This is a genomic window from Allosphingosinicella deserti, from assembly GCF_003012735.1.
In the GTDB taxonomy this organism is placed as follows: domain Bacteria; phylum Pseudomonadota; class Alphaproteobacteria; order Sphingomonadales; family Sphingomonadaceae; genus Allosphingosinicella; species Allosphingosinicella deserti.
The window spans coordinates 812,594-825,693 of sequence record NZ_PXYI01000003.1 but is presented as its reverse complement, the minus strand read 5'-3'; the positions used below and the strand labels follow the sequence as shown (position 1 = coordinate 825,693).

The 13,100-nt window shown below is 64.4% G+C and carries 10 protein-coding genes; 4 read left to right on the top strand and 6 right to left on the bottom strand.

The features are described from left to right. The first annotated feature begins 953 nt into the window (after positions 1–953). Positions 954–1,277, top strand: a complete 324-nt coding sequence (locus C7I55_RS12025; protein WP_233222171.1) for a hypothetical protein — start codon at positions 954–956, stop codon at positions 1,275–1,277. Between the two features lie 204 nt (positions 1,278–1,481). On the opposite strand, the gene C7I55_RS12020 is transcribed toward C7I55_RS12025, so the two are convergent. Continuing rightward, complete coding sequence (locus tag C7I55_RS12020) at positions 1,482–1,859, bottom strand: hypothetical protein (protein WP_146151006.1); 378 nt, start codon at positions 1,857–1,859, stop codon at positions 1,482–1,484. A gap of 204 nt (positions 1,860–2,063) precedes the next feature. Here C7I55_RS12020 and C7I55_RS12015 point away from each other — a divergent pair, with 204 nt between their 5' ends. Then, on the top strand, positions 2,064–2,396 hold the full coding sequence (locus tag C7I55_RS12015) for a hypothetical protein (RefSeq protein ID WP_106513135.1): 333 nt from the start codon (positions 2,064–2,066) through the stop codon (positions 2,394–2,396). A 655-nt stretch (positions 2,397–3,051) separates the two neighbouring features. Here the strand turns inward: C7I55_RS12015 and C7I55_RS12010 are convergent. The 4 genes from C7I55_RS12010 to C7I55_RS11990 form a co-directional block, all read right to left on the bottom strand. Continuing rightward, the gene (locus C7I55_RS12010) at positions 3,052–3,453 is read right to left on the bottom strand and encodes a hypothetical protein (protein WP_106513133.1); all 402 of its coding nucleotides are present in this window, start codon (positions 3,451–3,453) and stop codon (positions 3,052–3,054) included. 266 nt (positions 3,454–3,719) lie between these two features. Beyond that, positions 3,720–4,106, bottom strand: coding sequence for a hypothetical protein (locus tag C7I55_RS12005; RefSeq protein WP_106513132.1), 387 nt, complete (start codon positions 4,104–4,106; stop codon positions 3,720–3,722). Between the two features lie 191 nt (positions 4,107–4,297). Beyond that, positions 4,298–4,774, bottom strand: a complete 477-nt coding sequence (locus C7I55_RS12000; protein ID WP_106513130.1) for a hypothetical protein — start codon at positions 4,772–4,774, stop codon at positions 4,298–4,300. Between the two features lie 986 nt (positions 4,775–5,760). After that, positions 5,761–7,014: a serine hydrolase domain-containing protein gene (locus C7I55_RS11990; RefSeq protein ID WP_106513128.1), complete on the bottom strand. Its 1,254-nt coding sequence runs from the start codon at positions 7,012–7,014 to the stop codon at positions 5,761–5,763. A gap of 342 nt (positions 7,015–7,356) precedes the next feature. On the opposite strand from C7I55_RS11990, the gene C7I55_RS11985 reads away from it, so the two are divergent. Then, positions 7,357–8,082 carry a DUF5681 domain-containing protein gene (locus C7I55_RS11985; protein WP_106513126.1) on the top strand — a complete coding sequence of 242 codons (726 nt, stop codon included), beginning with the start codon at positions 7,357–7,359 and terminating at the stop codon, positions 8,080–8,082. Positions 8,083–8,106: 24 nt separating this feature from the next. Here C7I55_RS11985 and acs read toward each other — a convergent pair whose 3' ends face one another. After that, on the bottom strand, positions 8,107–10,035 hold the full coding sequence (acs, locus tag C7I55_RS11980) for an acetate--CoA ligase (protein WP_106513124.1): 1,929 nt from the start codon (positions 10,033–10,035) through the stop codon (positions 8,107–8,109). Between the two features lie 288 nt (positions 10,036–10,323). Here acs and cphA point away from each other — a divergent pair, with 288 nt between their 5' ends. Beyond that, positions 10,324–13,098 carry a cyanophycin synthetase gene (gene cphA / locus C7I55_RS11975; protein WP_199192795.1) on the top strand — a complete coding sequence of 925 codons (2,775 nt, stop codon included), beginning with the start codon at positions 10,324–10,326 and terminating at the stop codon, positions 13,096–13,098. Positions 13,099–13,100: the final 2 nt, after the last annotated feature.

The window sequence follows — 13,100 nt, the reverse complement described above, 5'->3', positions numbered from 1 at the left end:
ACCTGCTTTGCCAGATCCAGCCCAATCGTAGTAACATCGCCCATGGACGCCTCCCTCAAGTGGCAGTTTGACACTCCACTTTGGCACATAGATGCCGTCGGGGGGCGTCCACCCCATCACCCTCCCCTGTCGTTCCCGCGCCGATCGCCGGGCGGTCCCACGAATGTCGGCTTCCGCGCGGTGGCCTGACGTTGGCTGCCTGGGTGCGCCACCTCGAGCGCTACGACGTGGTCCGACCCTTCCCGGACACTGGCACCGTCTGATAGACAGGGGAGATGAACGGCCCACGAGCACATGTTTACGCTGGCGAACGCCACATCGGGACTGTGCACTTCGCATTCAGGGACGACGGTATGGGTGTTGCAGGCGGTGCCTTCGAGCCCAGTGCAGATTACGTTCCGAGTCAACACGCCACCGAACTCGAGGGAGTAGCTCAAGCGCGCAACCGAGCGATGTCATCGATGCGGATCATGCTCTATGGCAGCGTCCCCCTCGCATGCGGCGAAGTGACGCTGGTGGACTGGGCAGCCAGCGCTGGCGATGGGCACGGCCGCGAAGTGGCAGTATTCGGGGTAGACTGTTCAGCGATTTGGAACTCGAAACCGGCTGAGTGATCCATGTCTGCCTTCCCTGCCCTGTCGTTCTCGTGTCAGCTTCAACGCGGCACCCTGACGTTCGCCGCTGCCGTGCTCCATGTGGGCACCTAGGACGCGTTTCCACCCTCCCCGGCTGTTCCCGGCGCAAGCGCAGGCCGCGGCGGCGAACGTCCGTTTGCGCGCACAAGGCCGACCAACGCGTCGTCCCGAGGTTGCGCCGGCTTCTACAGCCGGCGGCGACCCGAAGCGGCCATTCCGGGGTCGTCCCTGTACGACGGCTACCGCCGATCCCCGTCCTGCGGAGCGCCAATAAACTTCCTGATTGCGGCCCTTTCAAAGACGGGTCACCATGGCGGCATGAGCCGCGCAGACTTCTTACGCACCCAGGCGCCGCACCTTTTCGCCGAGGTCCGGATGTTTGCTACTGCCGATGGCGGCAGACGGGGGCCTGCATATCCGGGCTGGGGGTGTGCCTGCATGTTATCGAAAGCCGAGCCTCTAGTTGGCTATGATGCTTTGCCCTTTTTGGATGATGGCGACCTCCTGCCGGGCGAGAACCGCCGTCTCGGCTTCTATTTTCTTTCCCACGAAGATGCTGTTCCGCTGATGCGCGAGGCGGGCCGCTTCTATCTTTGGGAAGGTGGCTTTATAGGCGAGGCCACCGTGATCGACGGCAGCTAACTGTATAGGGACACCCGAAGCGGACGGACCCCTTTTCACCGACTCACGCAACATCGGCGGATGTCGTGCTTCCACCCTCCCCTGTCGTAGCCCGCGCCATTGCCCCGCTCGGCAGCCAATGTCCGGTCTCGCGCCGCAGGTTGACGTTGGGCGCCGGCGTGCGCCAGATCGAGCCGCTCGCCCGAGTCCGACCCTTTCCGGACATCAAATTCCGATTGGTAACTTAACCCACGCCCATTCCGGCTGCGCAGCGTCCGACATCCAGATCCGCACCTCTGTACTCTCATCTCGCACCGGCACATTCAGATAGGCGAAGCCGCGACTGGTACTCAGTGTGACGATCCGTTGCGGGGTCAGGAGTTCACCGGTAAAGCACTCGATTCCTCCGCGATCGCATGGCTGATCGCTGACCGTCACGTCGGAAGGGCCATCTACGTCCGACTGCACCCAAAAACAGATGCAGTCGCCAGTCGCGGTCACGGCTGACGCGGACGTGTCCTCCGGTACGGTCTCGTCCACCGACGGGTCGGATAGAAAGAGCACGGCGTGCTCGACAGGCATTTGAAGTTCGAACTTGCTCAAGAGGCCCTCCAGTCGATCTGCTTTTAGGTTCGTGAGCGTCCGCAATCCACCTGTTCCCGGCATTCCCAACCGATCGACCGCGCCACCGGCGAAGGTCGGCTTTCGCGCGGCAGCCTGACATTCAGCGCCGGCTTGCGCCAGATCTAGGCGGTCGACCGGCTCCGACCCATTGGCGACATTGCGGCTCTGAGATAGGCCCTCACAATGCGGCCCATCATCATCCTGTGTCTCGCGCTCGTCGGCTGCTCGGCGGGTGCCCGCTTCGATAAGACTGCTTGGCGCGACGCCGATCTTTCGGGGCGGGAGCGAGCTGAAATGCTTCCTGATTTCTTAACACGCTACCCGTTGAACGGCAGGACACGCACTGAGATCATCGCGCTCCTCGGCGAGCCCACGCCGACCGACAAGTGGGTTGGCACCGAGATGACCTACGTTCTCGGGAACGACGGGAGCTACATGGCCATCGACCACGAATGGCTGTTGATCGAGCTTGATCAGCGGCAAAAGGCCGTCTCGTTCGAGACGGTTCGGGACTGATTCTGCAATGTCGCGTTTCCACCCCACCCAGCTGTTCGTGATACGGTCTAGCGCGCTGGCAGCGAACGTCGGCTTCTGCGCGGCGGTCTGACATTGGGCGCCGGCATGCGCCAGACCGAGATGGTCGACCGGGTCCGACCCTGAGCAGACATTCGGGCTTAGCTTGCCAGCGCCTCAAAAGATGGCTCCTCGCCTACCGCGACAGCAGGTAGACTTGCCGCACGACACGCTGCCAGCGCACTTGGGTCCGTCTCAATCCAGTGCGCGAACTGACCTTCCGACCACGAATAGCCTTCGTCGCCAGACCGCTGGAATAACCACGCAACAAACCGATCCGCTATCGCTTGCCCCCACCGAAGAGCCTCCTGCTCAGACGCGCCAACGATCCATAATCCAGCGCTAGACTCGTCGTCAGTCCGGTTTGCGCGGTTCCTGCGAAACTCGTCAGGCGACTCGTAGCCAAAGCGGAAGAGGTAAGGTGTGGACATGTAGAGACGCTACCGTTCAACCGCTTGCGGTCAATGGCCGCTCCCCACCCTCCCCGGCTGTTCCCGACATTGGCGGCGGCCGAGGCGGCGTACGTCCGCTTTCGCCGGCCAGACTGGCGATCGCGCCGCCTCAAGCGTGAGCACCGCGCTACAGCGCGGAACGCCCCTTAGCAGACATGCTCCCCATCGTCGGGAGGCGGGCCAACGCAGTGGACGATTTCTTCTTCAAGTTCGAGGACAACCGCCTTGTCGAGCGCGTCGGAATACCTGTCGAGGTCGGCCTGCGACCGCCAGTACGCCACGAAGTCTCCTTTCCAGTCGTCAATGCGCATTACCGCCGCAGAGAAACCTTCAGAGTGGGCCTCGTCTTCGCGTGCGCTAACGATGCCGAGTGCTATGCCATAGAGCCTCGAAAGGCGGAGAAATCGCCAAGCTTCGGGTCTGTATGCGACCAGGCTCGGAAGCGTCGGACCGTATGGGCGGACGTTCTTTCCGCGAAGTATCGCGCCCGGCCGGACTTCGGCCAATCGCTCGGTGGCCAGGTTCTCCTCAGCGTGCGTTTCGTGCATGCGTTTTGTCTACGCTCCACGGACCGAAGCGCAAGGTCCGCTTTCCACCGAGGCTGTGTGAAAACACCGCGACGCCTTGACGCGGTAGAAGATTTTTCCTGAGCGAACGCGGCGGCCCGCCGCATTGAAGAGTTTGCCACCCAAGAGAGCTGGTTTTGAATGCTTCAAAGCGGCTGCCGCAAGCCAAGCACTGCGGCGAATAGAAGATTATTCTACAGCGCGCGGTGCGGAGCGAGTTTTCACACGGCCTGCACCCACAGCGGACATCAGGCTGCGTCGTCCGCGAACCATAGTTCGCTCAGATCGAGCGGAGGGACGTTCTCCCGCTCGTTTGACAAGCGAACTTCGCGTCTCTGGAAGAGCGACCGGATCACCTCCACGCACCAGCTATACGATGCGTCTTGATCCCATTCGGCGAAGCGCTCGTGCGCGTAATCCACGGCCAGCCAAAATGAAGCACGAGCTTCATCATCCAGACCGCGGAGATCGAGATCCATGAAGGGAGCCGGCCGCTGCGCCACGTCCGACAGCCAACGAGAGAGTTGATGGTGAGTGCCTTCAACGCCTTCGGCGATACACGCCAATGCTCCGCTGATGCCGAGACTGGACGCATACAGATCGCTGCCATCTTCCAGTTTGATGATTGCTGCCATCGGTCAATCATCCGCCATCTGGCGACGGGTAGCAATGTCGCGTTTTCCACCCTCCCCGGCTGTTGCCGGTGCGATCGGTAGGCGAACCTGCGAAGGTCCGCTTACGCGCGGCACCCTGCCGTTCGCCGTCGGCGCGCGCCGCGTGGAGACTTAGGACGTGCTCCGACCCTTTCCGGACATTGCAGCGAACCTCAGAGAGCCGACGTAGGCCACCACCAGAACGAGATCCGCGGCGCTGCAGCTGAGCCCGTTGCTCCAAATTGGGCAGCGAAGTCCGCATTGCCCGAAGCCACGTCCCGCATCGCTTGCGCCAGCTCCGCAAGCCAAGGTCGGCCGAGCGTCATTGTAACTCCGCTGTCCGCCCAAGAGAGTGTTGCCGCACTCTCGTCGTCCGGGCAGTTCTGAAGCCGCAACTTCTCAGGATGCTCCACCCGCAGGTCGTGAGTGCCGAAAATGCGATCCGCTCCAACGGTGGTTGGATCAATCAGGGATATGGTCCTGTGTGCGGGCGATTGATCGTTGGACAGCAAGTCAGCGAGGCTGGCCATGTCGTCGCATCCAGCCTTATCCGCGGTGCAGTGCCAGGCGGCGTACATCCTTGGTGCTTGGACGTAGCGCCACACGCAGATCCGGCCCGCCTGACGCCAATTGACAAGGTCTTCGTTCATGCGCGAACCTTATCGGGTGCACGACCGATTTCTACCCGACTCGGCTGTTCCGACGACGGTCGGCGCCGCAGCCCGCGAACGTCGGCTTTCGCGCTGCAGCCTGACGTCGACCGCCAGCGTACGCTAGATCGAGGCCGTCGACGATGTTCGATCCGAATCAGCTGTTCCCGACGCCCACGGTATCCGTAAAAGTGTAGGTTCGCTTAGACATCGCGCATCGACCTTTTGCACCTTGGGCATGGATCCACTACCCACGGATAGAACGTCATCCCTCGCTGATTGATAAACCCGTGACTGCATGGGCGGCGTTTTATCGTTCTGATAAGAAGGGTCAAAATCACTAATCCCCACATCGACCAGACAATGTTCCAAGGATAGGGACTAGTGGCACCCAAACCGTGGGCGCCATGAGAAAGCTTAATGTCGCGATCCGAGCAGATAACAGCGCCGTGGACATCTAGAAGGCTTCTACACGGCAGATTCTCCCGACGCCTCCATCGACGTTGGCTTGGTACCCTTGCCTTTGGATACCCATAGTGCCGCGGTCCTGGTGCGGCAGAACCTCAACGGTTCTCGCGTCATCGGCTTGCATGACGGCTGCCGCCCAGCAGGCCGCATCTTCCCGCAATAGCTCTCCTGAGAGGATGCCGTGGAAGCGTTCGGCCATGTCGTCGAAGGTAACGCGCATACCGACAGCATGGCCGAGCGGCAGGGGCCTCGCAAGGTCGCAATCCACCCGACCCGGTCATCCCTCGCGCAGCCGCGCTCGGCAGTCTCGTCGCCGACCAGCGCTTCCAAAGCGGACATAGGATGCTCCGGAAGGGAGAGTCTGCTTATCATCCCCGGAGCGGACATAGATGAGCGCCCGATCCAGTGCCGCAACGAGGCAGCATAGTGCCCTCGCGCGTCCGCGGGACATCCCGGCGCCGCGCGGGAGTGCTGTGTTCGGTGAAGGCCACAGCACTCCCAACGACCCCGTAATCGCCCTATTTCCAGGCGGCCTCGAAGGCGGCGATCAGCACGTTGCACGGCTTGAGGGCGGCACCGTCGTTGGAATTCTGGACCAACGCGGCGTCGATGTCGCCCGGCAGGTGGATCATGCAGGCCTTGGTCGGGCCCTTGCCCTGACTGTTCGATCCCTGGCTGACGACGCCGTTGCGCGAAAAGGCCGCGCCGCGGGACGTCGACATGGGATCGATCCCCAGCTTCCGGTCCGTCATCACCTTGCGCGCGCTTGCCGGCAGCAGCTTTTCGGTCTGGAACAGAGTGACGAGGAGCTTCGTCATCTCGTTGGTCGAAAGATACATGCCGCCGCTCCCGCAGAATTTGGACTGGTCGACGCCCGGCACACCCTTGATATCCGGCTTCGGATTCTGCGGATAATAGAGCGTGGACGTCGCGTCGTTATCGAAGCACTTCACGTTCTGAACGTCGATCGGGTCGAAGATCCAGTAATTCACATATTTCGCGTAGAGAAAGGAATGGTAGTCGCCTTGCGTCTGCCAGATCTGCGAACCATCGAGCTTCTCATATTTGAGGGTGCCCGTGGCATTCCACAGCTTGGGCAGGAGCTCTCGCAGCAGCGCGTAATTGAGATTGTCATAGGCATCCGGCCGCTCGGTCTTGCCGGCGGGCATGGGCGTCGTGCCGGCAGTGACCGCAGCTTTCACCGCGTCATAGCCGAGATCCTTGAACCCATTATTGTTGCCCGAGCTGAGCCCGGATGTATGACGCATCACCTCCGCAAAGGTCAGGTTGGCGACATTCGGCCCCGGCGTCCATCCGTCGGGAAGGTAGGCCTTGATCGGCGTGTCGACGCTGACCCCGTTCTTCTTGTTGGCTTCGATCAGTTGCAGGATCGCGAGCGCGGTCACCGTCTTGGTCACGCTGGCGATGTTGTTGCGCTGGAGCGGACCATGGGCGCGATAGCCATCGACGGCGATCCGCGCGGAGCCGACGCCGTTCTCGCGCACCACCTGCCCCTTCTGGGCAATCGTATAGCTGAACCCCGCCACTTGCGGCTTCATCGTTGCCTCGATCGCGGCGGCCATCACCGACGGCTTGAAATGCGCTCCGCCGACCATTTGGCCCTGCGCCAGCGCCGGGCCGGCGGCCGGAAGCATCGCGGCGGCGGTGCCGCCCAGCGCCAACGTCCAAAGATGTCGCCGTGCCTTTGCGCTCAGCCTGTTGGTGTCGAAAAAAGCGGGCACGCGAAAGCGCCCCGTGATCCGGGTGGTCATGATCTCTCTCCTTGATTGCGCGGAGCGACCTCGCCGCCTCCGATGCCGGTCGTCTACGGATGCTGTGTGCCAGTCGGATGGCCAAGCAGTGCGAACTGTGTGTCAGTTGTAGCATTCGCGAACGCTCGACGGCTCGTGGCGCCGCCGCCCGTCTCGCCCACCGGCCCGTCGCTCCGGGCGTCCCGGCGCCCCAGGATCCGAGCGAGTATAGAAATGTGCGTAAATCGCAACTTCCCGCTTGCAGGAAACTCTGCTCGATGCTACGGAACATATGAGGAACATCTGTGCCGCGCCCGCGATGCGGTGCTGCCGCACGCTCACACGTCCACCAGGGAGATCGCCATGTCAGATGCTGCCTCCGTCCGCGCCCCGAGCGGGCAATTCCTCCCCGGGCAGAGCGGCAACCCCGCAGGTCGGCCACGCGGCGCGCGCAACAAGGCGTCTTTGCTGTTCGAGCAGCTCGAAGACGGCGAAAGCGCGGCGATCGTGCGGCGGATGATCGATCGGGCTCTGGCGGGGCACAGCGCCGCCTTGCACGCCTGCTTCGCCAAGATGGTGGTTCCGGTGAAACAGGCGCCGGTCGAGCTCGATCTTCCAAAGATCCGCTCCGCGGCGGATGCGGCAGAGGCCGGATCCGAGTTGATGGCCGCCGTCGCCGCCGGAGAGATTACGCTCGGCGAAGGCGAGCAGGCGATGAAGATGCTGGCGACGCAACTGAAGATGATCGAAGCCGCCGAGCGCCGCCACAGTCCGGGCGACGACGCGGGTAGCGCGCATTGCCCGGTCGCGCGCTCCGCGCCTCAGCGCTCCCCGGTCACCCCGATCCAGGCCACACCGGTCCCGACCGTCCCGATCCACGCCGAGACGCCGCCGCCGTCACCCTCCGCACCGCACCTGAAAAAACAGGCGAAATACAGGAAGAATGCACGCGTACAGCTGACGTCGGGCCTGCTGAACTCGGTCGCCGCGGCCCCGGAGAATATCCGTGCCCCGGCCGCCAGGATCTGCCTTCCCCAAGCAGAGCCCCCCGATGTTCGCGCCACTCCACGGGGCAGCTTTCGCCCGTGACGCAAGACCGCCCGCCGCCCGGCGCTATTTCTTCTTGCGCTCGTCGATCAGCACGTCGACCAGGCTGGGATCGGCCAAGGTCGAGGTATCGCCAAGGCTCGCATAATCGTTCTCGGCGATCTTGCGCAGGATACGGCGCATGATCTTGCCGCTCCGCGTCTTCGGCAGCGCCGGGGTGAAATGGATCAGGTCGGGGCTGGCGATCGGGCTGATCTCGGTGCGGACGTGACTGCGCAGCGCCTGTTCGAGCTCCGGAGTCGCCTCCACCCCCTCCATCAGGGTGACGTAGCAATAGATGCCCTGGCCCTTGATGTCGTGCGGATAGCCGACCACCGCCGCCTCGGCGACCGCGGGATGCCCGACAAGAGCGCTCTCGATCTCGGCGGTGCCGAGCCGGTGGCCGGAAATGTTGAGCACGTCGTCGACCCGGCCGGTGATCCAGTAATAGCCGTCCGCGTCGCGGCGGCAGCCGTCGCCGGTGAAATACTTGCCCTTGTAGGTCGAAAAATAGGTCTGCACGAAACGCTCGTGATCGCCGTAGACGCTGCGCATCTGGCCCGGCCAGCTGCCGACCAGGCACAGATTGCCCGATGCCTCTCCCTCCAGCACCTCGCCGTCCGGCCCGACCAGCTGCGGCGCGACTCCGAAGAACGGCCGTCCCGCCGATCCCGGCTTCATCGCATGCGCGCCGGGAAGCGTGGTGATCATGATCCCGCCCGTCTCGGTCTGCCACCAGGTGTCGACGATCGGGCAGCGGCCGTCGCCGACCACGTCCCAATACCAGCGCCAGGCCTCCGGGTTGATCGGCTCGCCGACGGATCCGAGCAGCCGGATCGAGGAACGGTCATGTTTCCTCACCGGCCCCTCGCCCTCGCGCATCAGCGCGCGGATCGCGGTCGGCGCGGTGTAGAAGATGTTGACCTTGTGGCGCTCGACGACGTCCCAGAAGCGGCTGAAATCGGGGTAATTGGGGACTCCTTCAAAGATCAGGCTGGTCGCGCCGTTGGCCAGCGGCCCGTAGACGACGTAAGAGTGCCCGGTCACCCAGCCGACATCGGCGGTGCACCAGAAGACCTCGCCCCCCTTGTAGTCGAACACATAATGGAAGGTCGTCGCCGTCCAGACCGCATAGCCGCCGGTCGTGTGGAGCACGCCCTTGGGCTTGCCGGTCGAGCCCGACGTATAGAGGATGAACAGCGGATCCTCGGCGTTCATCGGTTCGCATGGACAGTCGTCGGGCACGGTCTCGCCGAGCTCGTGATACCAATGATCGCGCCCCTGCGTCCACGCGACCTCGCTGCCGAGATGACGGACGACGAGCACGCCGTCGATTTCGGCGCCCCGCGCCAGCGCCGCGTCGACATTGGCCTTGAGCGGCACCAATTTGCCGCCGCGGCGGCCGCCGTCGGCAGTGACGACGAAACGGCTCGCGGCATCCTCGATGCGGCCGTGGATCGCGTCCGGCGAGAAGCCGCCGAACACCACGCTGTGCACGGCGCCGATACGCGAGCAGGCGAGCATCGCCACCGCCGCCTCGGGGATCATCGGCATGTAGATGGTCACCCGGTCGCCCTTGGTCACGCCCATCGCCTTGAGGCAATTCGCCATCCGGACGACCTCGCGATAGAGCTCGCCGTAGCTGATCGCGCGGCCGCTGCCCGGCTCGTCGCCTTCGAACAGGAAGGCGGTCTGGTCGGCGCGGGTCTCGAGGTGGCGGTCGACGCAGTTCCAGCACAGGTTGAGCACGCCGTCCTCGAACCATTTGATGTCGACCGGATCGAACGAGGCATCGGCGATCCTGGTCGGCTTGGTGATCCAGCCGATCCGCTCCGCCTGCTCCCGCCAGAAGCCGTCCGGATCGCTCAGCGAGCGCTGATAGAGCCGCTCGTAATCGGCGAGCGTGCAATGGGTGGTGGCGACAAGGGCTTCGGGCGGCGAGATCGCGTCGTTCATGTCCATCCTCTCGGCGCGGCACCGTGGCCGCGATGAATCGCTTCGCTCCTGCCACTCACGGGCGCCGGCTTCAACGGGCGGCGTGGAGAAGGCCGTGCGCCGGGCGCAGGCAGACGCCGTTTCGTCATCGAACCGGGCTAATCTGGATCAGCTCGATCCTCCGGAACTCCGCTTCAATCCCGGGGGTTTAATCCGATCATGTCGGCTCCGAACCAGTCCAGATCCAGGTCGAGCCGAAAAGTCGCCCGAAACGGGCGACCCGCCACCATAATCGAACAGGGGAATTCGATGTTCTTCGGCACCAAGTCCGATCCTGCCAGCACCTTGCTCACCCAGGGAATGAAGGTGACCGAGGTCGGCGTCTATCGCGGGCCGCATTATTGGAGCAAGCTTCCGATGGTCCGCATCCAGGTCGATCTCGGCCGGATGGAGGAATTCCCGACCAATCGCATCCCCGGATTCACCAAGGGGCTGCTCGAGGCGCTGCCCGGGGTCGGCCGCCATGCCTGCTCGCTCAAGGTCCGCGGCGGCTTCGAGAAGCGCCTGCTCGAAGGCACCTGGCTCGGCCATGTCGCCGAACATGTCGCGCTCGAACTGCAGACGATCGCCGGATCGCGGGCCACCCGCGGCAAGACTCGCTCGGTGAAGGGCAAGCCGGGCGTCTACAACATCATGTTCGCCTATAACGAGGAGCGGGTCGGGCTCGCCGCTGGCCGCATTGCGCTCGAGCTGGTCAATTCGCTGCTGCCCGACGAGCTGCGCGGCATCGGCGGCCTCGGCCGCATCTCCGAATTGGACGGAGACTTCGATCTCGAGCGCCGGATCGACGACCTCAAGCGGCTGGTGCGCCGCACCGCGCTCGGCCCGACCACCCGGTCGCTGGTCGACGAAGCGCAGCGGCGCGGCATCCCGGTGACCCGGCTCGACGAACAGAGCCTGATCCAGCTCGGCCACGGCCGGTTCCAGCAACGGTTCCGGGCGAGCATCACCGGGCGCACCAGCCAGGTTGCGACCGACATCGCCGGCAACAAGAACATGACGAAGCGGCTGCTCGACGACAGCGGCATCCCGGTGCCGCGCGGAATCGTCGTCCGCGACGTCGAGGATGCCGTCCGCTCGGCCCGGCGGCTCGGCTTCCCGCTGGTCACCAAGCCGCTCGACGGCAATCACGGCCGCGGAGTCACCATCGGCATCCTGTCTGAAGAGCAGCTCCGCTTCGGCTTTGCCGAGGCGCAGAGCCAGGCCAAGGGCCGCGACGTCATCGTCGAGCAATTCTTCGCCGGCAACGACCATCGCATCCTGGTCGTCGACGGCAAGATGATCGCCGTCGCCGAGCGGGTGCCGGCGCAGGTGGTCGGTGACGGAGTCAGCACGATCCGCCAGCTGGTCGCCGAGATCAACAAGGATCCGCGGCGCGGCAACGGGCACGAAAACGTCATGACCCGGATCAGGATCGACGCCATCGTCGAGGAGTATATCGGCCGCGAGGGCCTCACTCCGGACAGCATCCCCGAAGCCGAGCAGGTGGTGCTGCTGCGCGCAACCGCCAACCTGTCGACCGGCGGCACCGCGATTGACCGCACCAACGAGATCCACCCGGACAATGCCGAGATCGCCCGCCGCGCGGCGATGATCGTCGGGCTCGACGTCGCCGGAGTCGACTTCGTCTGCCCCGATATCAGCCGCTCCGTCCGCGAAACCGGCGGCGGCGTGATCGAGATCAACGCCGCCCCGGGCCTGCGTATGCACATCGATCCGTCGGAGGGCGCGCCGCGCGACGTCGCCAAGCCGATCATCGCGATGCTGTTCCCGCGCGGCAGCCAGAGCCGGGTGCCGATCATTGCGATCACCGGCACCAACGGCAAGTCGACGGTCGGACGGATGGTCAAGCACATCATCCGCTACACCGGCTGCACGGTCGGCCTGACCTCGACCACCGGCGTCTACATCAACGACATCCTCACCCACGAAGGCGACGCGACCGGCCCCCGATCCGCGCGGATGATCCTGCGCGATCCGAGCGTCGAGGTCGCCGTGCTCGAGACCGCACGCGGCGGCCTGCTGCGCGAGGGCCTTGCCTTCGACGCGGCCGACATCGGCATCGCCACCAACGTCACCGCCGATCATCTCGGGCTCAAGGGCATCGAAACGGTCGAGGATCTCGCCAACGTCAAATCGGTGGTGATCGAGTCCGTGCGCCGCGGTGGGCATTCGATCCTCAATGCGGACGACCAATTGACCGTTCGCATGGCGCGCCGCGCCGGCGGACAGATCATCTGGTTCTCGCTCTGCGGCGGCGCCGAGATGTCGCCTCTCGTGCGCGAACATGTCGACGAGGGCGGAATGGCGGTGGTGCGCGAAGCGGGTCCGGACGGCGGCACCATCGTGCTCTACGACGATGGCCGCCGCGAGACGATCATGAAGGCCGGCGACATTCCGGCGACCTTGCACGGCATGGCGGAGTTCAACGTCGCCAACGCCCTCGCCGCGATCGCCGCTGCGATCGCGCATGGCGTGCCCAATCTCACCATCCGCTCGGCGATGACCAATTTCCGGTCTAGCTTCGAGCAGAATCCGGGGCGGCTCAACGTCCACGACGCGCACGGCTTCCGGGTGATCGTCGACTATGCGCACAACGCCGCCGGGCTCGAGGCTTTGGGCAAGGTCATTCGCGGTCTCTCCGGCCGCTACAAGCGCACGATCGGGACGGTCTCGATGGCCGGCGATCGCCGCGACGAAGATCTGCGCGAGATGGGCCGCATCGCCGCCGGCATCTTCGACGAACTGATCTTCCGGGAGGATCCGGGAACCCGCGGCCGTCCCCGCGGCGAGGTGATGCGCCTGCTCCACGAAGGCGCGCTCGAGGCCGGCCGCTCGTCCGACCATATCCACCTCATCGCCGGAGAAGCCGCCTCCACGGCTGCCGCACTGGCGATGGGCCGGCCCGGCGATCTGATCGTCGTGACTCCGACCGACGTTCACGCCGCCTGGGCGCAGGTCAACGACTTCAAGCCTGCCGGGATGCGCACCGCCTCCCGCGCCCCTCTCATTGCCGCAGAGTAAGA